Genomic DNA, 21570 nt, shown 5'->3' with positions numbered 1-21570 from the left:
TCATCGTAGTGTGAACCATGCCGAAACTCAAGCTTAGCGACAGACAGCTGTATGCACTCATAGAGGCGGTTAAGCTCGGGGAGGAAATCAAGCCCAGCCAGAGCGCCAAGAGAACGGCCTTCGCAAAGTACAGGATCGATGGCTGGGAGAACTCGAAGCTGACGGGCATATTCTACTCCATCCAGCGCAGACTCGGTCTGATAGACGAGATAATCGAGGAACTCGTCGGCGTTTCGCCCCTTATCCTCGATCCCTGGCTGAGGGCAACCATGAGGGTGGCCGTTGAGGTGGCCGTTTTTAGGGACCCCAGCGAAAAGACGCGGCAGCATCTGAAGGGCCTCGCCCAGTTTCTGTCGAAGAGAACCCATCCCTACGCTGGCTATTACTACTACGACATCCTGCCGAGGATCCTCGAGTACATGCCCGTCATCGACAGTGAGGAGAAGCGTCTGAAGTGGGACTACCTGTTTCCGGAATGGTTCATACGGCGCATGAAGGGGCTCCTCGGTGACGAGGCGGAATGGCTCCTTAAGGCACTCAACGAGACCCTGCCGACGAGCATCCGCGTCAACCTGCTGAAGGCCACCATCGAGGACGTTGAGGGTTACCTGGGTAGAAAGAACGTTAGGTTCGAGAGAAGCGAGAGAGTATCTACCGTCATCCGTATCCTCGATCCATTCAACCCGGAATGGCTCTTCAACAAGGGCTGGGCGATTGCCCAGGAGGAGGCGGCAGCGGTTGCATCTCTACTGCTGGCCCCGGAGCCGGGAGAAACGGTCGTGGATCTTGCCGCCGCCCCCGGTGGAAAAACTGCCCATATGGCGGAACTGATGAAAAACGAGGGCAAAATCTACGCCTTCGATGTGGATGGGGCCAGAATAAAACGCATGCGCGAGGTTCTCAAGCGTACGGACGTTGAGATTGCCGAGACCATCCGGGCAGACGGCAGAAAGGCCCCGGATATGCTGGGGGAGGGAATCGCTGACAGGGTGATGCTCGATGCGCCCTGCACCAGCGACGGGACGATAGCGAAGAACCCCGAGCTCCGGTGGCGCTTTCGTGAGAAGAACATTCAGAAGGTGGTGGCCCTTCAGAGGGAGCTCATAGAAAGTGCCTGGAGGCTTCTGAGGCCCGGAGGAAGAATGCTGTACTCCACCTGCTCCATGCTTCCCGAGGAGAACGAGGGCGTGGTCAAGTGGTTCCTGGGAAGGCATGATGATGCGGAGCTGGTGCCCCTGAACGGTCCCTACGATGAAGGCTTTTTGCCCGGGACCATGCGGGCGTGGCCCCACAGGCACGGGACGATAGGCTTCTTCTACGCCCTGATGGAAAAGAAGGGGGATTAAGCTCCCTCCCCACTTTCCCCCGATTTCTTGCGTGGCTCCTCGATTCTGACCTTCAGCTCGTTGGCGAACCAGTTCACCCTCTGCGGGAACGGTATCTCTATTCCCGCCTCGTCGAGGGCCCTCTTGACGTCGTGGATTATCCTCGTCCTGACGTCGAACCATCTCTCGCTGGGCGCCCAGGCCTTTATGGCTATGTTCACCGAGCTCTCGCCGAGGTTGGTGACGTATACGAGCGGTTCTGGCTCAACGAGAACGAGGGGGATGTCGTCGAGAACTTTTTTTATTATCTCAACGGCCCTCTCCGCATCGGCGGCGTACGCGATGCCAATGTTCACGTCCACGCGCCTGACCGGATAGCGCATGAAGTTCACTATGTTGCTGTTGAAGAGCTTCTCGTTCGGTATCCTTATGAGCGTACCGTCCCACGCGCGTATCCTGGTGGAGAGTATCTTTATGTCCTCCACGACGCCCTCCAGCTCGCCTATCTTGACATGGTCACCTATCAGCAGAGGCTTGTCGAAGTACATGAAAACGCCTGAGATGAAGTTCGAAACGACAGTTTGGGCCGAAAAACCAAGGACGATACCCGTTATTCCAGCCGCGGCCAGCAGGGCGCTCAGCTCCGTGCTCACTCCCGCGAAGCTCAGGGCCATGAAGAAGGCGATGGTTATGAAGACGTAGTAGAAGACCTTCGCTTTGACTATCGTCTCGGGTCTGGCCTTCTTTCCCGAGCTCATTATCATGTAATCCTTGGACTTCTTTGCTATCAGGTACGAGAAGTAAAAGAAGCCCATCGCGAAGGCTATGTTGCCCACGGTGGTCGGTCCCAGCCCGTAGCTCATTATGCCGAGCAGGTACAGGGCCCATATGATGCCCCCGAGCACGAACATCCTGAAGACTATATCTGCGGTGTCCTCGTTGATTATCCATGTCAGGCTCGTTTCCTTTGATTTTCTGATGATTATCTTCCTGACTACCCTTCCGAGGACTATCATGCCGAATACTATCAGGGCCGCTTCCACGATGGTCAGCAGGCTGAGGTCTATCTGAATCGGTGCCGGCGAAGCCGATGGGGCCGTTGTGGTGTTGTTGGCCGCCATCACGACCACCTCATCCTGAAGTTGGGGAGCGGTTCCGCCTCATGGGTGGGCTTCAGCGTCCCGTCCGGCGGATTCCCCGTGTTGTTGACCTCGTATATTTCCTTTGTCAGCAGGATTATGAGCGGATAGTACGCTCTGTTCTCCTCGTAGAACATCACGCTGTTCCTTATCGGGAACACTATCCTCTCCACCAGCTTCCAGCTTTCTGTGGGGTTGTGGATGACGAGCTTCACTATCCCCGGGGAATCGGGGGGCTTTTCGTGGAAGTCGCTCTCGTGGTACCTCGCTATGACCCCCACCGTCTTCTCGCCGTAGAGGGTGTATTTTTCCCGTCCCACGGTGAAGCGGTCTATCTCGAGGTCACCGCTCCTCACCGAGATATCAATCGGGGCGGAGAGGTATCCCACCAGCCGTTCCTTGGGGGGGATGGCGATCCTCTCGGAGAGCCTTATGAACAGGAACTTCACACCGTAGCCCTCGGCCGGGGCCGGAAGGATGAGAAACTTCCCCCTTCCCCTCTTTATCAGAATCCTCGTCCCATCCCGACGGTAGAGGATCTTGTCTCCTGACCCCTCAACGAGATGAATTTTTTTGTCCATGATTTTGATGAACTGGGTCTTGAGCTCGTGCTCACCGAACATGGTAGAAAGATACCCCTTGAAAGATTTAAAGTTTGCCTGAAAATTGAAAGGTTGGAGGGCTCAGACCTTCTCGAATACGATGTCCTCGATCTTGACGTGGGTAAAGACGTTGGCCCCTCCCTGCTCGATGAAGACTCCCTTGGCCTCTATCGGCACCGGAAGGTTGGCCGCAAGGACCGCTTCACCCTGGCCGGTAATGCCTCCGAAGGTGTACGTCCACGAGACCTTCGATACCTTGAAGTCTTTGCCTCCAATGGTCATTGTCCCGTCCGGCTTCACCTCGTAGTTGTACTGGTAGCCCATTACCCCCCAGCTGCCGGTGGTTTCCTGGTAGATGTTCTCATCCTCAAGGGCGGTCCAGAAGCCGAAGTTGTAGAACCCGTACCAGCTCATGTATATGGACTCTATGTCGGCGATGTTCGAGAGCATGTTTATGTCCCCTTCCTGGTAGGGGGCCACACTCATCTCGCCGACCGCCGCAGGGTTGTAGAACTCAAAAACCTGGTCCCCGTACTTCATCCATACCCCGACGGTGTTGCCCGCGCCGGAGTAAAGGGAAGCGTAGAGGGTCAGGAAGTCCAGTGACGGGAACAGGAAGAAGGTGTCCGTGTCGGAAGTTCTTTCGGTTACCCAGAGGCGGTACTCAAAGGTGCTGTTCATATCCTCGGCGTTTATCGGGGTGATCTTTCCGTAATACTCGTAAACCTCGAACTCCCCCAGGTCTGCCTTCTCCTGCTCCCCGGTCTCCATGTCTATCTTGTTGCCGTAAACGTGTATCTTCGTCGGTTTCCTGCTCTTCTCGATCTCGTACTCGTAAATCGGGCCGCCTTCCTCGGTCCGTATCCTGAGCTTGTACTTTATGGAGGTTATGAGATACTGCTCACCGTCTATCTGGATCGGGTTGTATGCGTCCCACGGGTTCGCCCATGATGCGTACTCCGATGTGCCAGTTTCCGTTTCGGTTTCAGTTGTGGTTTCCGGGGTGGTGGTTCCGCCCGGGCTCTCCGTCGTGCTGTATCCTCCTCCGCCCGTGGTTCCGCCGGTTCCCGCGCTGGTGGTGTGGCTTCCCGCGTCGGTGGGGGACTCGGATGTTGTGGGGCTCTCCTCCTCCCCGCCTCCGAGGCATCCACTAACGCTGACAAAAACCAAAAATACTAGAAAAACTACAAGAACAGTTCTAAATTTCTTCATATTTGTTCAACCCCTTTCTTTCTTATTATTAAATATAAGCTTGGACTATTTAAATTTTGGGTGTTAACTTTTGGCATAGAGCCAAAAACCTCCCGTCCGGGCTCATGTCCATGAACGGTATTCCCGCGGTGTAGACACTTCGGACGATTGCATCCCTGAATGTCAATAGCTCTCTGATTACGTTTTTCCCAGGATTTCAAAGAAACCGCCCGCCTCCTGCCCGGCGAGCCTTCCCACGTACGCGGCCAGGTCGAAGACGTGGGAAACCTTTGAGATGATCCCGATGTCGGCCGTTGCGACGGTTTCGAAGGCCTTGAGCTCAAAATCGGGACTTTTGACAAGTCTCACCTCGGAGTTGACCCCCTTACGGATGAGGGCTTCCTCGGTCAGCCTCTTCACCTCCCCGCTCCTTGGAACCGCCGAGCCGTAGAAGAACACCGCCTTTTCAACGCCCAGCTCTCCGAGGGCGCGGGCAAGGTCGCCGAGGAGCCGCTCCGTGCCTTCGTTGAGCCTGTATCTTCCCTGGTACTTCAAATCCCTCACGAGCCCGTCCTCGCAGAGTATGGCCCGCCCTTCGAGAAGCGACTCGAGGGTTATCAGGACGTTGAAGCCGTCTATCCCGAGAACCCTGCCCCTGAGCTCTTCCGGTCTTAGGAGCTTTCTCCTTACTTCGTCTACCCATTCGTCCGAGAACACGCACCTGGCCAGGAGGTAGCGCTCTCCCTTGGTCAGCCGGTAATGGTTGGCCACGAATTCAAGGGCATACTTTTTCCGGTAGCCCCTGTTGAGGAGGTACTTCAGGTCGCGGTACGCATCGAGGAGCATGGATAAAGAAACGGTGGAAGGTTAAATAACCTTCTCCATTACCTCGGTGCCGGTGTGTATCCTGAGCCTGACCTTCCCATCCAGAAGGGAGCTTTTGACCTTCTTCGTCAGTATCTCGTCCACCTGGAAGATTCCCGCCGGGTGCTTCATCCATATCTCGATGAGTATCGGCTGCTCCTCGTTTCCTTCCCTTATCTCCACCCTCTCGATGGCCAGGGCCGAGACGGCGTGGATGTCGACCTTGTCCCTCTTGTGGACGAGCCTGCTCCTTCCGGCCTCCATGTCGCAACCGTCCGCTATTGTAACGAGCGAGCCCTCGATGGTGGTGCATGGAACCGCCTCGTCGTGGGTGTGGATGGCGTTCAGGGTGAGCGCCTTGAGGAGAAGCGGGTCATCCGTCCCGAACTCCCTCACGAGCTTCTCTATTATCGGTTCCGCCAGGAGAACGCTGAACTGGTAGTGGTTTACCCTGTGTATCATGTTCCCGGTGTCGTGGAACAGCGCTCCAAAGGCCACTATGAACTTGCTCCAGCGGAAGGGCTTGCCGAGTTTCTCAGCCGTCGTCTGGATTCCGAACTTCCTGATGATGTTCAGAAGCTCCAGCGCGCGCCTGGTCGTGAGCAGAACGTGAATCGGTCCATGGTCGTTGAAGCCGTAGACGTTCAGAACGATGTAGTTGGTCGTCTCGAAGTAGTAGTGGTACTCCCTGAATGCCCTCTCGTAGAGCCCGTAGAGCTCCTCGTCGCCGAGGAGTTCCCTAATCTCGCCCAGCAGTTCTTCCTCCGTGTACATCTTTTCCACCCAATGACGTGGAGAAGAGGGTGTTTTAAGGGTTTTTATCTTTGCTTATACTAGAAAAGATTCCTTTTGTATCTAAATAGAGGGGTGTTTCATCGTATCTGAAAAGTTTTACCAACATAGTTTCATTACTTTCTGGTGATTTTATAGGGAATTCGATACCTTTATGTACTTTTCTAGCATTTTTAAAAATTTCACAAACCCTTTTTAGAAACTGATCTAGCAATACATCATGGGGGTTAATGTAAGGATCATACTCTACAGGATCTGTGTCAGTAATTTTAATAGTCTTGTATAGTATAATTCCGTAATAATATTCAATTAAATCTATCCTTAAGAATCTGAGAATTAACAGTGTCCCAAGCATTGTGTTTTGAATTTGTCTTAATGCTTTCTTAAACGTACGTACTCCCAATGTCGTTTTTAGCTCGAAAATCCCCACATAAGCTTTGTCATGACCATTCCAGATTAGTATGGCGTCTCCCTTTTCGTGACTGTTATTATTCTTATTGTCCTTTCGTAGATTTAAAATCTCAAATATCTTATTGAAGAATTTGTTCTCTGGATCCAGAAAAATTATATTAGAATCATAATATATATCAACACATGTTGAATTTTGGGGTTCGCATATAGTAATTAGTTGAAGACTTGGATTTATGTTTAATTTCTCAGTAGTAGATATCTCAAATAAATCCTCTTTGAAAAACCTTTTAGCATTATCCATTATCCGTTCGATCATTTATCTACTCCCTCCAACAGTGCTCTAAGCTCTTGTGTTTCTTGCCGAAGTCTGTAGAGGGGTTCGTAAAATGCCTCATATGAAATCCCTTCCTCAGGAGTTATTGTCAATGTGCGAACTATTGTTTTGTTGTGATCGTCTTTATCAAAAAGATATGCTGATATCTTTTGTGGATCTAATGCTTCATCGTTATCCCATCCATATTTTTTCGAAAATTCTTTGTATTTTTGTTTGTTTATTTGTTTGAGATAAAACAAACGGATATTATTGTTGATTTGTTGAATAATGTAGGGGCTATGGGTTACTAATATTACGTATACTCCTCTGTTCACTAATTTCACAAGACCTCTCGCTAATAATTTTTGGGCTTCGGGATGTAGATGGGATTCTGGTTCTTCCAAAATCACTACACTATTTTTATCAATGATACCATACTTCAGGAACGTTATTAATGGCATTGTTTCTACGACCAATGATGAAGCTACATACATTGGTATTTTCAATTTGGTCCCTTTTGGCCGGTATAATATATCCTCTCGCTGTTCGTCATAATATATAATACCTTGACTTAAATCGTTTTCAAGAAATTCAACAAGTTTTTTGAACGTAGTATTTCCCTCTTTGTTAGTGCTTATTATGGCTAGGTTCTGAAGATAGTGGATTAAAGGATATGGTAACTTTGGAGTTCTTCCTTTCTTTGTTTCAAAAGATAGCAATGCTTCAACTCCTTTTGCATAAAGATCTTTTCTTATAAGTCCCAATCCGGACTTTGATGCTGGAATAAAAATTCCCTCTTTTCCTTGAATTAGATAAGATAATCCTACATTCATCAGATACCAATAGAGATATTTTGAAATCTTTTTTTGTAATGTCTCTAGAAGTTTTTTGTCTCTTTTTTTGAGTTTGTTAAAGATTTCTTGATCGATATAAAAACGAAGTTGGTAATTCAGTTTCTTGCCTTTTTTGTCTAATATACTTTTTGAACTAACAATAATACCTCCTACTAACCACATGTCAACGTTTTCACTTATAAGTGAGTACTGTTTTTCCTCCTCTCGGGATAACGGTATGATGGTAAATCCCACTATATCTCTCAAAAGTGTATTGAGGATAATATCCGTTAAATCTCGGCCATCGTCTAGTCGTCCATGTTTAGAAGCTTGGACTGATATTAGCAGTTCAATATTTTCGAGTATGGGGGGATCTATGGTTATGCTTACTTTTGATTTAGTCAGGCTACTTGTTTTATGATTGAATATTTTTTGAATAAACTTGTAGTTAATGGTTATCTTAGACATGCCTCCGTCTAGTGGAAATATTTTTTTAGTGGCTTTTTGCGAAAGTTCTTCATTTGTTATGTAATCAATGACGAACTTGGTTATCTCTTTGGAAATGGATGCTATTTTGTGATTATAGAAACTCTCGGTAAACAGCTTTTGAGACTGTAATTCAGACGAGTTTAGAATCCCCCAGATTGCATATGACAAGTATGTTTTCCCAGTATTATTCTTACCAAAGAATATTGTGAGTGGAGAGAGTTTGATATTCGCTTTTTTAACAGGACCCAAATTTTCAACAGTTATCTGCAATTGGTTATTCTCATTAATATGCCCAATATTAATGTTCAGCGAGTTAGCACCCGACATAAAAATCACCAAATGTTTTTAAATGGCATGATTTTTAAATTTTTTGAATATTATATTGGTTCTGTTATTTAGCGCTGTGGTTAATACAGCATGCCCTCGAGCTCGAGTATCTTCTTCGAGCGGAGGTAGACGACCGGGATTCCCCTCTCACGGAGGCGTCTCTTCAGCCCCTTGTCGTTGGTGCAGACTATTACTCGCTCGTTCTTTACGGCGAAGTCGAAAATCTGGTCGTCTATGGGCCGCTCCCCAAAGCGGCCTATCTCAACGACCTCGAACCTCTCCGCGAGCTTTTTGGCCATCCTGATGGCCATCAGGTCCTTTCCGCGGGACTTCCTCTCTATAACCTCCAGCTCCTGGAGGACGACGTTCGGAACGGCTATTCTGAACCTCACGTCGAGAACCCTGTTCAGCTCGCCGATTATGTCGACGCCGAACTGTCCCGGAACCAGGAGAAAGTTCGTGTCCGGAATCACCAGCCATTCCCGTCTTTCAGGCATCTGCCTCACCGAAAGTTAATGGAAAAGAAGAGGGTTCACTCCCTTATGAAGCCGTAGCCTATGAGGCGCCACCTTGAGCCGACCTGCCTGCTGATGGCGACCCTGTCGCCGACCTCGGCGCAGATGGGTATCTGGAGCTTGAGCTCGACCTCGTCCTTCCCCAGGCCGGTGACGAGGCCCATCGTTCTGGCCGTTCCGACGTTGAGGAGGAGAACCTCGCGCCTCTTTATGGGCTCGACTTTGAGCTCCTCCTCGGTTCCGACGACGCGCTCAAGGAGGTGAACCTCAAGCCTGAGGTCGTCCCAGACCGGTGGCAGCTGGCCGGGCTTTCCGACAACGTTTCCTGCCATCAGATCGCCCTTGGTGAGGTACGGGTCGAGCTTGGTTCCAACGCCGACCAGACCGCCCGGATAGGCCTCGTCCACGAACTTTCCGCCCGCCTGGAGGGAGGTTATCTCGGTGGTTATCGGCTCGTACTTTATCCTGCCGTGGTCCTCGTAGGGGACGCCGGGGCGAATCTCTATCTCGTCGCCGACCTTGAGCTTGCCCTGGATTATCGAACCTCCGATGACGCCGCCGACGAGCTTCTCGGGCTTGGTTCCCGGCTTGTTGACGTCGAAGCTCCTGAGGACCAGCATCTTGGGCGGCTTCTTGAGGTCGTGCTTCGGGGTTGGTATGAACTCCTCTATCGCCGCGAGGAGAACGTCAACGTTCGCCCCGTGAAGGGCAGAAATCGGGATTATCGGGGCGTTCTCGGCAACCGTGCCCTTGACGAACTCCTTTATTTCGTTGTAGCGCTGGATGACCTTTTCCCTGTCAACCAGCTCAATCTTGTTGAGGGCTATCACTATGTTCTGGTTCCCGACTATCTGGAGGGCCATGAGGTGCTCCCTGGTCTGGGGCATTATTCCCTCGTTGGCGGCTATGACGAGAACCGCGCCGTCCATGAGAGATGCTCCCGCGAGCATGGTGGTCATCAGAGCCTCGTGGCCCGGGGCGTCTATGAAGGAAACGCGCCTCTCGAACTCGGTCTCGTGGCCGCAGTACGGGCACACCGGTGAACTTGAATACCTTCCGCAGTTCGGACACTTCCTCATCTCCGCGTCCGCAAAGCCTATCTTGATTGTGATACCCCTTCTCATCTCTTCGCTGTGGGTGTCGGTCCAGATACCGGTCAGGGCCCTGGTGAGGGTCGTTTTACCGTGATCAACGTGACCAACCATTCCGATGTTAACTTCAGCCTGTCTAAACTCCTTCTTCTTTGCCATCTTCTCTCACCCCTAAGAAGTAGAAATGGTGGGCGCTTATTAAGGTTTCTTCATTCCTTATGACACCGGGATTATTGTACCTTGTTTTGGACTCTGGGGTAGGTGGAGCCACAAAGGAATCATAGTAAACTTTTGGAAACTGTCCTCTGGAAGGGAATTTCTCAGGGATTTCCCGAGGAAGTGCCCAAAGTACAGGAACGCTGCGGCTTCTAGCCCCTCATTCTGGCCACCTCCCGCTTCAACATTCGACCGAGTAGTCGCAATGTTCCTCATGCTGGTCTCATGCTTTGGGGCGGCAGTTGGCGATGAGAAAAGATGGCAAAAAACGAGGCAACCGCTCAGGAGTTACAACCTTCGTCGTGCCCCCGACCCAAATAAAGTTATTTTGTCCCCTTCGGAGCGGCTTCCCATGAGAAGGTCCAGATAACCAGATAGTACCACAGTACAAAGAACAGTGTCACCACGAGATAGCTCTTTGTAAGGGAAACAAAGGGGAAGAGGAGCATACCCAGTACGGTCAAAGCCCACCCATAGCGGTACGGGGAAGTCCTACCACCGGTGCCCTTCCTCATCAAAGTCGCAACAATCACCGCCAGAAGTCCCATCAAAATTGCCTTGGGAGATAGCATTATACTGAAAAATTCCCCCGGGTCCACAACCATTCCCTTTGAGATGGCCCACATTGTTGTCATATACAGCCAAAAAAGGAGAACAAAGCAGGAGATGGCCTCCTTCCCTATCCTCTCAATGCCCTCCTCGTGGGGCAAGAGTTTAATCCAGTCCACCAGCTGACCCTCCCGCACTTGTGGGGCATATTCCGTTCCAGCACGGTGGAAGGTTCCCGTTTGGATATAAAGTTAGGGTTTCAGTTTTTGTCTTTTTCCATGACCCAGCAAACTTCTGGAATAGGAATATATCTGCAGCCGCCCACGTAACTGATGCTGCCAAATTCAATCCTGCTGGCGCAGAATATAACGCGAATGGTAGAATTATCGAACCCGCAGTAGATACAGCACTTCCAGTGTCCCATGAGTGGAGATAAACAAGGTTGGTCTTCACTTGCATTCCACGATATTCTTTCTTGAGAGTCATGCTAACCCATATTCCCTCAAGTTTAACGTCATCATTCACTGTAGCGACGATCCTTGCAACTTGTATGTCCTCACCATCGACAGTAATTGGTACAAAGCTAATATCCTGTATTTTGGCTTTTCCAAATGCTGTGGTTACTATAGGCTTCTGTTCTCCGTAGAAACCATCCCAGTCCCTAATTTGGGAGTTCCAACGTGCCCACGGGATCAGGATAACAATTTGATCATCGGGTCCGTTGAATATTTCAGTATTCACCCAAGACCAGTCGTAATATATCGTGACATAGAGATCGCCACTGCTTAGTTCTTCCACGTGGTAATCAATGTTCAAGGATAATTCCCACTCGTCCCCGAAGTTCTGGGGAGTTACTGGGACCAAACTGTCATTTGAAATTGACGCTGCAATCGCACTACCAGCGGTTACTCCAACCATCAGCAGTCCTAGGAGGACTGCCAACAGACCCTTCCACTTCACATGGTTCGCCTCCACAAGATGCCGGCAATACCAGATATGCAACTTTTCTTTATAAGCTTTTTCTTTTACTTGTAGTTATTATTCTTCCCTTTTTTTTCGAGTACGAATTTTTTCAGAGTTGAGTTTTCCTCTTAGAATAAACGAAAAGAAAGCTGAGTAAAAGAGTTGCATGGTGATGCAACCGGAGAATTTAAACGACTGCAGAAAGGGGAGTAAAGGGAAGAAAGCTCAGAAGACGAGCTTCATGTTGATCTGGACGATCTCGGGGCTGATGGTGTTGCCCCTGACGGTCTTCTTCCTCCTCTCACCCCTCTCCTTGGGCCTGAAGCCGGGGCCCCTGGAGATGAGGATCTTGACCCTCCTCGGGCCGTGGACGTCGGGCCTCATGGCGAAGCCGTCCTTGTCGGTTCCGCCGGTTATCCTGAGCTTGACATCGCCCGGAATCTCCTCGCCGAATATCTCGGTGAGGTTGAGTCCGAGCTCGCTCGCCGGTATCTCCTCTCCGATCCTCTTTCCTATGAGCCTCTCGGCCTCTTCGCCGCTTATCTCAACCTGCTTGGCTATGCCGTTCTTCGGGTTGGATATAACGAGCTTAAAGGTCGCCATTTCCTCCCACCTCCTATGTCATTAGCGGGATTCATTGGGTAAACCCCTTATCCAGTGAGCGGTGTGGCTTGGCCTTTAAAAAGTTTCCTCTAAAATAAAATGGATGATCAGCCACCGCTGAGGTGGTATAACATCTCCCAGAGCCTGATGGTGTACTCAACCGTTGGAGGGTAACTCTGGACTATTTCGGTGATCTCCATGTTCTTATGGAAGGTTGGGGCGTTTATTGTTTTCATGTATTCTTCGAGGGCTCCTCTGTTCTGGGCCCGCCATATCGTGTAGCTCCCGCCGTTGAAGTTGTACGAGGCTATGAACTCGATATCGCCCGTGAGGGGCAACCGCCTAAAGAAATCGGCCGCTTCCTTAGTTGCTTTGATGCTCTCTTCCCTTGAATAGTGGTGGGTGACGAGGTACATCGGCATACGGACACCTCCCAGGTATCAATCAAATTTCATACGTTCTTGCCAGAGGGAGCGCCGCTGGGTGAGAAGGATCGCTGGCTTCCGGGCGCTCCGGTTGGGATTCACCCAGACAGAACCTGCTGTTTGGATGCTCGTCCTTATATTATATAAACATTGTCATTAAAAATCTTGATATTTGTAAATTATGCTTCGGCACGGGGCGGGGCTCTGGAGGGTGTCAATCACAACTTTTTTATATATTGGAGAACCCTACCTCCTTTAAGAGGTGAGAGAAAATGGCAAAGGAGAAGACCACACTTCCCCCGACCGGTGCCGGTCTCATGAGGTTCTTCGACGAGGACACCAGGGCGATAAAGATAAGCCCGAGGGGCGTCATTGCGGTGACGCTCATACTCGTGGCCCTGGAGATACTCCTGCACGCCTTTGGCCCGCAGCTCTTCAGCTAAATGAAGCTCGTCTTCTTTAATCCCCTTGCGTTAAGCTCTTCGTTGATTATTCCCCTAACAACTTCCTCCAGCTGGGTCTGCAGAAGCCTGTCAACGTCCTCTTTTATTTTGTCTATGTCGTGCCTGAGGCCCTCCAGGAGCCGTATGTATTCCTTGGCCATCTCGAGCTGGCCCTCCTGCCTTACCAGCTGCTCCTTGAGGTGCTCGAAGTCCTCCTTCATGATCTGCAGCTTCCTGAGTTCGCGCTGGAGCTCATCCAGCTGCTTGGTCTGGCCGTAGTTCTCCTCCTTGAGCTTTTCAATGGTTTTTTCCTTGGTTTCGAGCTCCCTCACCAGGGCGTTGTACTCCTCGGCTATCTGGTTGAGCCTCTCGATCTCCCGAAGGGGTGGGACTTTACCGTTTCCGAGGATTATGACGTCAGGACCAACGTTGACTATATCGCTCGGTCTTATCTTGAGCTTCCTCTCGCTGGAGAACATACTCTGACCCTTACCTAGGTTCTCAACTTCCTTCATCTTGAGGATGAAGTAGAACTGATCGCCTTCAACCTCGACGTTTATGTCCGTCACAAAGCCCAGTATTTTCCCGTCGATCAGAGATATGACAAATTTGTTGATGAGCTGGTTGGCTTTAGCTTCACTACCCTCTACCATAAAACACCACCGGTGGGACTTATCCCTTCGCCTACTTAACTTTTCCGCCAAGCCTTATAAAGCAAAAAGTCCCATCGCTTATGGTGAGAGGGATGATAATATTCGTGGGGCGTTCTAACGTTGGCAAGAGCACGCTCATCTTCCGCCTGACCGGCAAGTGGGTCAAGAGGGGCAAGAGGCCAGGGGTTACCAGGAAGCCGGTGGAGATAAACTGGCGCGGGAAGCTGGTAGTGGACATGCCCGGCTTCGGCTTCATGAGCGGCGTTCCAAAGGCGAAGCAGGAGAGGATCAAGGACGAGATAGTTCACTTCATCGAGGACAACGCCGAGGAGATAGAGCTGGCGGTTCTGGTGGTTGACGGCAAAGCCGCCCCGGAGATAATAGAGCGCTGGGAGAAGCGCGGGGAGATACCTATCGACGTGGAGTTCTATGCCTTCCTCAGGGAACTGGGGATTCCGGTGATAGTCGCGGTCAACAAGATGGACAAGATAAGGAACCTCCAGAGGACCATAAACTTCCTGGCGGAGAAGTTCGGCGTTCCCTACAGCGAGGTACCCGAGACCTTCATACCGATATCCGCCAAGTTCGGGAAGAACCTTCTTGAGCTGAGGAAGCTCATGGAGAAGAAGCTTGAGGAGGGCAGGAAGCAGCCCTCCGCGGAAACGGAGTCAGAGAACCTCGAGAACGATGTGGGTGATGGTCTCCTTGACGCCGTCGAGTGAGGATATCTCCTCGAGTATCTCGTCGAGGCGGGTCTTGTCTGCCTCAACGATGAGGTCTATGTCACCGGTGACGCGGTATATCTTCTTTATTTTGAGCCTCTTTATCGCCTCGTAAACCTGCCTCCTCTTCGTGGGCTCTATTCTCACGAACACAAACACATCGCCCTTCTTCTCGCCGAGAAGGTCAAGGGCCCTGTCGGTTAGGTCTATGAAGCCCCTTCCGGTCCTTATGTAGCCCAGCTCCTTGAGAACCTTGAGGTGGTTGCTGAGAGCCTGTCTGGTTATCCCGAGCTCGTCCGCAAGCTCATCCTGGGTCTTCTCAACGGTGTGAACCTCTATGGTCTTGCCCTCCTCGTGGAACTTCCTGAGCAGTTTGATCTGCCTCGGGGTAAGGGTTGCCTTTTCCTCCATTTTTAAACCTCCTTTTGCATGATTCCTATTTACACGTTTATTAAACCAACGATTTTCCGGGCCAATGTCAAATTTTTGTTGGCCTATATTCTGTGGCATATAGCACGTCTTATAAGTCTTTTCATTGTATATGTTCTGACCTTTCCTTCTCGGGCTTCGTATCCCGGCCGAAGGATATAGGTTCCCTTCGAGATGCTGGGTTGTTCCCGGATGTGCCCGCAGTTATCTTTTTAATTTCTCTTTCCAATGTGCCCCCATGAACAAGGCGGGATACACCACGGATGTCCCGGAGGACCGTTTCGTCCTTCTCGATGAACTGTCCTCCAGAGACCGGCCCCTTCGGGTTATGCTCGTTGGGGGAACCGACAGCGGCAAGACGACGCTCCTCACGTTCCTGGCCAACGGCCTCATTGAGAGGGGTCTTAGGGTCGCGATTGTGGACAGCGACGTTGGTCAGAAGGGAATCCTACCGCCCGCAACGGTCAGCCTTGCCTTTGTGGACGGGCCGTTCTCCAGTCCAAGCGAACTCAGGGGACACGCCCACTACTTCATAGGAACAACCACCCCGGGCCAGTACGTCGGTGAGATGGCAGTGGGGGTTAAGAGGCTCACGGACATCGCCGCCGAAAAGGCGGACGTCGTCCTGATAGACACCACCGGCTTCGTCACGGGGGCGGGAGTTGAGCTGAAGCGCCTCAAAGCCGAACTCGTTAGGCCGGACCTCATCGTTCTGCTTGAGCGGGCAGGGGAGATGGAATGCCTGCGTAAGGTCCTCGCCCCGTACGGTGAGGTCGTCACGCTCTCGGTCAGCCCCGCCGCGAGGGAACACTCGCGCCGGGAACGCAGGGAAGTCCGGCGGGAAAAGTGGAGGGCATACTTTTCGAACTCCAGGACTGTTGAGGTGGATCTGACGAAGGTGATTCCTGGGGGTACGGAGCTCTTCCGCGGCAGGCCCCTGACAGAGGAGGAGCGCGAACTGCTCTCCACGCTCTTCAAGTGGCTCGTGGTGGCTGGGTGGAAGGGGGAGCACTACACCGTCGTCAAGGTCGATGCTGAGGGCTTTTCGAGGCAGTATGTCCGCCCGGCCCTCCACACCGTTGATTTTGAGAGGCTGAGCAACCTCCTCGTGGGTTTCATAGACGGGGAGGGGTTCTGCATGGGTGTTGGCATACTGAAGTGGATAAACTTCAGCGGAATGAAGGCTCAGGTCCTCACCCCCCTCTCTGAGGAAGAGGTTGAGAATGCGGCAGAACTGCGCTTTGGCCGTATACAGGTGCTTGAAAATGGCGAGGAACTTGGTCTCCTCAGGCGGGAGGAGCTGTAGCAAAGATTTTTAAGTCAATAACCTAATCGAATTAGGTGAGCCTAATGGAATTCAAGGCCTTCATCGAGATAACCAGGCCCCACAACTGCGCCCTGGCCGGAGTGGTGGGTGTCCTCGGGTCGATCGTGGCGGTGGGCCACCTCCCCGACGCCCTAACGACGGCTCTCGTCTTCCTAGTGGTCACCCTAGGGTGCGCCGGAGGCAACACCATAAACGACTACTTTGACTACGAGATAGATAAAATAAACCGTCCTGATAGACCGCTCCCCAGGGGCGCCATGGGCAGGAGAACGGCGATCTACTACTCCCTGCTGCTCTTCGCGGTGGGGCTGGTATTCGCTTACATGATAAACGTCTACGCCTTCCTGCTGGCCCTTGTGGCGTACGCCGCCATGTTCCTCTACGCCTGGAAGCTCAAGCCTCTGCCCTTCGTCGGCAACCTTGTCGTTGCGGCCCTGACCGGTGCGACGCCGCTCTACGGTGCGGTCTCCGTTGAGCACCTCGGCCTGGCCGGCTACCTGGCGGTATGTGCCTTCCTGGTCAACGTGGCGCGCGAGGTTATAAAGGACATAGAGGACGTTGAAGGTGACCTTGCGAAGGGCGCCAGAACCCTGCCCATAGTGTGGGGGAAGGGGAACGCGGCCTACCTCGGTGCGGCCTTTGCGGTGCTGACGGTGGTGGCGTCTTTCCTCCCGATAACGGCGGGGGTCGGTCTCGGCTACTACGCGATGGTGCCGGTTGACCTTATAATCCTCTACGCGGCATACCTCATACTCCGCTCCCAGGAGAGGGAAGCGGCCCACAGCTCCCAGAAGCTGCTGAAGGTGAGCATATTCCTCGCCGTGATGGCTTTCCTGGTTGCGGCGCTGGTCTGAACCATGAGAAACGAGAACTGGAGGTGAAGTTCATGGAGTTTAAGGATGAACTTGCACGTGCGCTTGATGGGGACGGTCTCTGGACTGTCGTTACGTTCAAAACGCCCTATGGGCCCGGCATGACCATTGAGAAACTCGTTGAGGCCGTGGAGAATGCGGGCTGGAGCGTTACGTTCAGGGCCAACTGGTGGACCGCCGACATACCCTACGGCCTCGCCAGGCTGGACCTCAGAAAGGGGGGCAGGGAGAAGATACTCCTTGGCAAGTGGATTCTCGGAAGCGGCTGCGAGCTGATAAGGCTGGAGAACATGCCCCTCGAGAAGGGCCGCGACGAGTTCTTCCGGATGGTGGACAGCATAACCTCAACGCTCATCCACGACCCGGTCATAAGGACGATGAGGGAGCAGTACTGACCTCCCTCGCCTCTCCTATTTCCAGTACCTCTAGTTAAAAAGAGAAGGTCAGAGGGGTTCGTAGTAGCCTATTTCCGGCTCGTATATCTCCCCATCCGCGAGGAGCTGGGTGATTGCGTCCTCGATGAGCTCCTCATCGAAGTCAGAGGAGAGCTTCTTGACGATGAACTTGTGGGAGAGCGCCTTGCCCTTCTCATGGAGCAGATTGAGGACTGCTTTCTTAGCTTTCTCGAGCTCAGGGTTCTCCTCTTTGGCCTCTTCGGCTTCAATGATTTCCTCCTCTTCAAACAGAGCTTCCTCCGTGCTCCTCTGCTCAAGCATCATGGTGTAGAGTTCGTCTATCGTTATCAGCATCTCCTCGCTCACGCCCTTGTTCTTGGCGATGACCTTTGCCTTCGCGGTGATGCCGTACTTGTCGTATATCTCAAAGGCGATCCGGGCCTTCTTTGCGTGCTCAACCTTCTCTTTGAGTGTCTCGAAGCGGTGGAGTATCCACATGTTGGGCTCGACCTTGGTTATTCCTTCAACGAGTATCTGCTTGTCCTCACGCCACTCCCCGACCTTTCCGATTATCTGCACGAGGTCACCCTTCTTCACGAGCCTCACAAAGCGCGTGTCGTCGCGGAAGCCGAGAACCCATATCGTTCCGGTCCCGTCGTCGATCTGAAGCTTGCCGTAGGTCTCGTCTTCGCTTATCACCGGCTCGCGGACAACCGTGGCGACGACCTTGACACGGTACACCTTTCTGGCGTCCTTGGTTATCAGGTAGTTCGGCTCGAAGTCGCCCTCACTCCTGACATAGTAGCCGTCGATGATGTCCCTGATGTAAACCCTGCTCGCTGGCAGGCGCTTCTTCATATCTCCTCACCCCCGAAGAACTCCACGATGCCCTCCACCTTGGGCAGGACCTTCCTTTCGAGCTCTCTTATCTCCTCCAGGGCGTCCAGGTCAGCACCGCTGAAGTCCTGCACAACCTCACCGTAGATGTGGGTTTCCTCCTCGTTCCTTATCACGCGCCCTATGATCCTGACCACCTGGCCCTCCGCAGGGAGGACGTTCTCCTCGCTTTCTATGAGTATTACGCCGGTTCCGTCGTCGAGCCAGAAGGTGTAGTCCATCTTATCGACCTTAAATGCCTTGCCGATGAGTGAAATCCTCGTATCGTCGTCGCGTATCTCGCTTATCCTCCTTTCGACGGCGGGCTTTCTGCGCCTGAACCTGACCTCCTCCATTTCACTCACCACCCTCAAGCTCCGTTAGGGCCTTTTTCAGCTCGGCCCTCACCCTGGCTATCTCGCGCCTCGGATCGACCTCGTCCCAGCCGAAGGCCTTCAGTATGAGTCCCAGGAACTTGTCGTCCACGACGTTGCCCCTGACGACTATCTCCCTGCCCAGCAGGTAGTAATACTCGTCCTCCGCGAGCTTTCTTCCGGCTTCCCTGAGGGTCAAACCGCTCTCAACAAGCTCCCTGAGCTTCTCGGCTATCTCTTCAGGGTCCCTGCCGATCAGCTCCGCGGCATCGTCTCCGAATAGGGTTGTCCTTATGTAGCCAGTCGAGTCGTCGAGGCCGAAGTCCACTATGGTTATCTTCGTGGGCTTCACCTCGCCGTGCTCCGGGCATATCCATGACTCCGTGGTCGGGTCGTAGTCCACCTTCCTCCTGCACTGCGGGCAGGCGTCGTAGACCGTCACGCGGTAGAGCCTCGCCACGGTTCCGCGAACCTCGACGAACTTCTCCCCTCCCATGAGGTCCCCTATCTTCCTCCTCTGATAGTTGTAGCTCCTGACCTCCTCGAGCGGGGGTATCTCCTCGGCCCTTGGATCCTCCGGGTTCGGGATTATCCTCGTCCTGAAGTTGGCGTGGAGCTCTATACCGTTCCTGCCTTCCCTCACGCTGGGGTCGATTATTTTGATGACATCCCCTGGGTTGAGCTCGTTGTAGTACTTGGCGACGAGGCTGTCCCAGAGAACGAGCCGCGTCTTGCCTGTTGAGTCGTAGATTATGAGGTTGGCTACGTGGCCGGTTGAGCCGTCCCTCTTCTTGTACTCCCTCGGCGGGTACTTCCTCATTATTCTCGCAACGACGTTAACACCGGTCATTCCGGGCACGAGGTCGGCTATGTGGAGGAGCTCCTCCCTCCCCTCAAGGTTGACCCCGAGCTCCTCGGCCAGCATAACGGCCGCGGCGTGCTCAGAGATGCCCTCACGGACTGCTATCTGGGCTATCTTTTCCTCGATTTCATCCCTCGAAAGGCCCTTCTGCCCCTCGATCATCTCGATAATCTGCTCTTTGGTCAGTACTCCCATAACACTCACCTTGATGGTAATTGTGGGTTCGGGTATTTAAACCTTTCTCCAAACCCCTCCTGAAAGGATTTTTCAAGAAACAGGCCCTGTTTTTCTCCCGTGGGCAGAAATAGGGGGACTTGGGGGCCAAGGAATCACTCCCCGGCCTCAGGAACCTTTTCGACACTGCCGGATTCTCCGACCTCGGCGGCTTCACCGGGGTTTTCTTCGGATTCCCCGGACTCTTCATTGCCCCTTCCGTCGAGCTTCGCTATGAGGTCGCTGTACTCGGCGTGAACCACCTTCCTGAAGGCTTCCTTGATTATGTTGGGGTCGTTCTCAGGGAACCCGTAGAGCTCGGCGAACTTTGGCGTCGTTCCGAGGAGCTTCGTCCGCTCATACGGCTCGGCATAGATGAGACCCATCTCGAGGAGCTTCCTTATGTGCTCGTACGCCTGGCTCCCGCGGAGCTTTACCACCTTGCTCTGCTCTATAGGCTGGAGGTAGGCTATGAGCGCGAGGGTTTTCAGCTCGCCCGTCCTGAGGTCCGGCCTGGGCATTAGATGGACGACACGCTGGCTGTACTCCTGCTTCACCTGCATGACGTACTTGTCCCCCAGAACCTTGACAACCTCTATGGCGCTCTTTCTCTCGGCGTACTCCGCGGCTATAAGTTCGATGAGCTTTTCTAGGTAGTCGAGTGACCTTATACCGAGCGCCCTTGAGAGCTCCTTGACGCTCAGGGGCCTTCCAGAAACGAAGAGGGCCGCTTCCACGAGTGCCTTGTCTTCGAGCAGTCCCATTATTATCACCCCTGTTCCGTCATCTTAGGTGTGGAGGTATATAGGGTTTACCTTCTGAACTCTTCCTTTAACGATGGGTGTCGGCTGAATCTGTCCCTCCGTTGTGAAGGGGATTTGTTCGGGGGAATCTGCAGGGCCTTCACTGAACATCACTGGTACGTGGTGTTGAAAAACATCCTGCGGTGGCCCCGTGACTAAACCGTAAAATTTATAAACCCAAGTCTGGAGGTCAATAGCGGTACGGCGGTCATAGCGGCGGGGTCACACCCGGTCTCGTTTCGACCCCGGAAGTTAAGCCCGCCAGCGATCCCGGGTGTACTGCCCTCCGAGAGGGGGCGGGAAACCGGGGACGCCGCCGGCCACTATTCACATGCCCGGGTGGTGTAGCCAGGCCCATCATACGGGACTGTCACTCCCGTGACTCGGGTTCAAATCCCGACCCGGGCGCCATTCTAACAAACTTTTGCAGGTTTGCGCAGGCAAAGATTTTTGGTTAAAGCTTTTCCAAAAGCTTCCTTCGCATGTTGAGGCAAAGCCTCAACACCTCGGGAAGCTTCGCTTCCCAAGGAGCGCTGGCGGAAAGATGGTGTGCTTTTCTAAAAGTGTTCTTTTTAGGTGGGGTTTCTCATTCACTTGCTCTTTGGTGATGGTTTCAGTCCAAAAAGGCGCCCGAAGGGCGCCAATAAAAGTGAAACTGCATGAAGGGGGTTTGTTTTGAAAGTTAAACCCTAGTTTAGGGATGCAATTTGCGAGTGCACGATTGATTCTTGCCCTCTTGATGAGGAAGGCATTCTTTTCGCCAGCCTTTCTTAAAGGCTGTAGGGCAAAGCTTATAAAACCTCTCTGCAGTTATCCCATCGGATGTGGGCCGGTAGCTCAGCCTGGTTAGAGCGCGGGGCTTTTAACCCCGTGGCCGCGGGTTCGAATCCCGTCCGGCCCGCCAGCACAAATTCATTAAATACATTTCTGCCATCACTTCATTTACGGGGTTC

At 52.5% G+C, this 21570-nt stretch carries 25 protein-coding genes, 2 tRNA genes and 1 rRNA gene; 9 read left to right on the top strand and 19 right to left on the bottom strand.

Annotation, left to right across the window (positions count from 1 at the left end; all coding sequences use genetic code 11):
- Positions 1-17 precede the first annotated feature (17 nt).
- Positions 18-1346 (top strand): RsmB/NOP family class I SAM-dependent RNA methyltransferase, encoded by a 1329-nt coding sequence (locus FPV09_RS05670; RefSeq protein WP_148882686.1) that lies wholly within the window; start codon positions 18-20, stop codon positions 1344-1346.
- Here FPV09_RS05670 and FPV09_RS05665 read toward each other — a convergent pair.
- From FPV09_RS05665 to FPV09_RS05605, 13 genes are all read right to left on the bottom strand, one after another.
- A complete protein-coding gene (locus tag FPV09_RS05665; RefSeq protein ID WP_148882685.1) occupies positions 1343-2446 on the bottom strand; it encodes a mechanosensitive ion channel family protein in 1104 nt (367 codons plus the stop codon). The genes FPV09_RS05670 and FPV09_RS05665 overlap by 4 nt on opposite strands.
- Positions 2446-3087: a DUF432 domain-containing protein gene (locus FPV09_RS05660; RefSeq protein WP_148882684.1), complete on the bottom strand. Its 642-nt coding sequence runs from the start codon at positions 3085-3087 to the stop codon at positions 2446-2448. Before FPV09_RS05660 ends, FPV09_RS05665 begins: the two co-directional genes overlap by 1 nt.
- 60 nt (positions 3088-3147) lie before the next feature.
- A complete protein-coding gene (locus FPV09_RS05655) occupies positions 3148-4278 on the bottom strand; it encodes a hypothetical protein (protein ID WP_148882683.1) in 1131 nt (376 codons plus the stop codon).
- Positions 4279-4455: 177 nt separating this feature from the next.
- Positions 4456-5103, bottom strand: a complete 648-nt coding sequence (locus FPV09_RS05650; protein ID WP_148882682.1) for a DUF434 domain-containing protein — start codon at positions 5101-5103, stop codon at positions 4456-4458.
- A 21-nt stretch (positions 5104-5124) separates the two neighbouring features.
- Positions 5125-5895, bottom strand: coding sequence for a metal-dependent phosphohydrolase (locus FPV09_RS05645; RefSeq protein WP_148883717.1), 771 nt, complete (start codon positions 5893-5895; stop codon positions 5125-5127).
- A 34-nt stretch (positions 5896-5929) separates the two neighbouring features.
- Entirely contained in the window at positions 5930-6640 is a 711-nt protein-coding gene (locus FPV09_RS05640; RefSeq protein WP_148882681.1) for a hypothetical protein, read from the bottom strand.
- Positions 6637-8286 (bottom strand): AAA family ATPase, encoded by a 1650-nt coding sequence (locus tag FPV09_RS05635; protein ID WP_246112335.1) that lies wholly within the window; start codon positions 8284-8286, stop codon positions 6637-6639. Before FPV09_RS05635 ends, FPV09_RS05640 begins: the two co-directional genes overlap by 4 nt.
- A gap of 80 nt (positions 8287-8366) precedes the next feature.
- Positions 8367-8783: a PIN domain-containing protein gene (locus FPV09_RS05630; RefSeq protein WP_148882679.1), complete on the bottom strand. Its 417-nt coding sequence runs from the start codon at positions 8781-8783 to the stop codon at positions 8367-8369.
- Positions 8784-8818: 35 nt separating this feature from the next.
- The gene (gene eif2g, locus FPV09_RS05625; protein ID WP_148882678.1) at positions 8819-10051 is read right to left on the bottom strand and encodes a translation initiation factor IF-2 subunit gamma; all 1233 of its coding nucleotides are present in this window, start codon (positions 10049-10051) and stop codon (positions 8819-8821) included.
- 380 nt (positions 10052-10431) lie between these two features.
- Positions 10432-10836 (bottom strand): hypothetical protein, encoded by a 405-nt coding sequence (locus tag FPV09_RS05620; RefSeq protein WP_148882677.1) that lies wholly within the window; start codon positions 10834-10836, stop codon positions 10432-10434.
- Positions 10823-11617, bottom strand: a complete 795-nt coding sequence (locus FPV09_RS05615; RefSeq protein ID WP_148882676.1) for a hypothetical protein — start codon at positions 11615-11617, stop codon at positions 10823-10825. Before FPV09_RS05615 ends, FPV09_RS05620 begins: the two co-directional genes overlap by 14 nt.
- Positions 11618-11845: 228 nt before the next feature.
- Positions 11846-12223, bottom strand: a complete 378-nt coding sequence (locus FPV09_RS05610; protein ID WP_148882675.1) for a 30S ribosomal protein S6e — start codon at positions 12221-12223, stop codon at positions 11846-11848.
- Between the two features lie 107 nt (positions 12224-12330).
- Positions 12331-12645: a hypothetical protein gene (locus tag FPV09_RS05605; protein WP_148882674.1), complete on the bottom strand. Its 315-nt coding sequence runs from the start codon at positions 12643-12645 to the stop codon at positions 12331-12333.
- 275 nt (positions 12646-12920) lie between these two features.
- Between FPV09_RS05605 and FPV09_RS05600 the strand changes: the two genes are divergently transcribed.
- Positions 12921-13091 carry a preprotein translocase subunit Sec61beta gene (locus FPV09_RS05600; protein ID WP_058939416.1) on the top strand — a complete coding sequence of 57 codons (171 nt, stop codon included), beginning with the start codon at positions 12921-12923 and terminating at the stop codon, positions 13089-13091.
- Here the strand turns inward: FPV09_RS05600 and FPV09_RS05595 are convergent.
- On the bottom strand, positions 13088-13744 hold the full coding sequence (locus tag FPV09_RS05595) for a hypothetical protein (RefSeq protein ID WP_148882673.1): 657 nt from the start codon (positions 13742-13744) through the stop codon (positions 13088-13090). The two genes, FPV09_RS05600 and FPV09_RS05595, sit on opposite strands and share 4 nt — an antisense overlap.
- Before the next feature lie 92 nt (positions 13745-13836).
- On the opposite strand from FPV09_RS05595, the gene engB reads away from it, so the two are divergent.
- Positions 13837-14466 carry a GTP-binding protein EngB gene (gene engB, locus FPV09_RS05590; RefSeq protein WP_148883716.1) on the top strand — a complete coding sequence of 210 codons (630 nt, stop codon included), beginning with the start codon at positions 13837-13839 and terminating at the stop codon, positions 14464-14466.
- Here the strand turns inward: engB and FPV09_RS05585 are convergent.
- A complete protein-coding gene (locus tag FPV09_RS05585) occupies positions 14413-14877 on the bottom strand; it encodes an Lrp/AsnC family transcriptional regulator (protein ID WP_148882672.1) in 465 nt (154 codons plus the stop codon). The genes engB and FPV09_RS05585 overlap by 54 nt on opposite strands.
- A gap of 256 nt (positions 14878-15133) precedes the next feature.
- Here FPV09_RS05585 and FPV09_RS05580 point away from each other — a divergent pair, with 256 nt between their 5' ends.
- The 3 genes from FPV09_RS05580 to FPV09_RS05570 are packed head-to-tail and all read left to right on the top strand — an operon-like array spanning position 15134 to position 17489.
- Positions 15134-16201, top strand: a complete 1068-nt coding sequence (locus FPV09_RS05580; protein ID WP_168194737.1) for a Clp1/GlmU family protein — start codon at positions 15134-15136, stop codon at positions 16199-16201.
- A 44-nt stretch (positions 16202-16245) separates the two neighbouring features.
- Positions 16246-17076 (top strand): geranylgeranylglycerol-phosphate geranylgeranyltransferase, encoded by an 831-nt coding sequence (locus FPV09_RS05575; protein WP_148883714.1) that lies wholly within the window; start codon positions 16246-16248, stop codon positions 17074-17076.
- A gap of 32 nt (positions 17077-17108) precedes the next feature.
- Complete coding sequence (locus tag FPV09_RS05570; RefSeq protein ID WP_058939422.1) at positions 17109-17489, top strand: hypothetical protein; 381 nt, start codon at positions 17109-17111, stop codon at positions 17487-17489.
- A 48-nt stretch (positions 17490-17537) separates the two neighbouring features.
- Here FPV09_RS05570 and FPV09_RS05565 read toward each other — a convergent pair whose 3' ends face one another.
- The 4 genes from FPV09_RS05565 to scpB form a co-directional block, all read right to left on the bottom strand.
- Entirely contained in the window at positions 17538-18347 is an 810-nt protein-coding gene (locus tag FPV09_RS05565; RefSeq protein WP_148882671.1) for an OB-fold nucleic acid binding domain-containing protein, read from the bottom strand.
- A complete protein-coding gene (locus FPV09_RS05560) occupies positions 18344-18721 on the bottom strand; it encodes a replication protein RepA (protein ID WP_148883713.1) in 378 nt (125 codons plus the stop codon). Before FPV09_RS05560 ends, FPV09_RS05565 begins: the two co-directional genes overlap by 4 nt.
- 1 nt (position 18722) lies before the next feature.
- Positions 18723-19796 (bottom strand): OB-fold nucleic acid binding domain-containing protein, encoded by a 1074-nt coding sequence (locus tag FPV09_RS05555; RefSeq protein ID WP_148883712.1) that lies wholly within the window; start codon positions 19794-19796, stop codon positions 18723-18725.
- Positions 19797-19930: 134 nt separating this feature from the next.
- Positions 19931-20578, bottom strand: a complete 648-nt coding sequence (scpB, locus tag FPV09_RS05550) for an SMC-Scp complex subunit ScpB (protein WP_148882670.1) — start codon at positions 20576-20578, stop codon at positions 19931-19933.
- Positions 20579-20817: 239 nt separating this feature from the next.
- Here scpB and rrf point away from each other — a divergent pair.
- The 3 genes from rrf (at position 20818) to FPV09_RS05535 (ending at position 21521) form a co-directional block, all read left to right on the top strand.
- Positions 20818-20939: ribosomal RNA gene (gene rrf / locus FPV09_RS05545) — 5S ribosomal RNA — on the top strand.
- A gap of 11 nt (positions 20940-20950) precedes the next feature.
- Positions 20951-21028, top strand: a tRNA-Asp gene (locus tag FPV09_RS05540).
- Positions 21029-21443: 415 nt separating this feature from the next.
- Positions 21444-21521, top strand: a tRNA-Lys gene (locus FPV09_RS05535).
- Positions 21522-21570: the final 49 nt, after the last annotated feature.

The sequence above is a fragment of the Thermococcus aciditolerans genome (genome assembly GCF_008152015.1).
Classification (GTDB): domain Archaea; phylum Methanobacteriota_B; class Thermococci; order Thermococcales; family Thermococcaceae; genus Thermococcus; species Thermococcus celericrescens.
The sequence above is the reverse complement of the archived record's forward strand: the minus strand, read 5'-3'. Positions and strand labels throughout refer to the sequence as shown.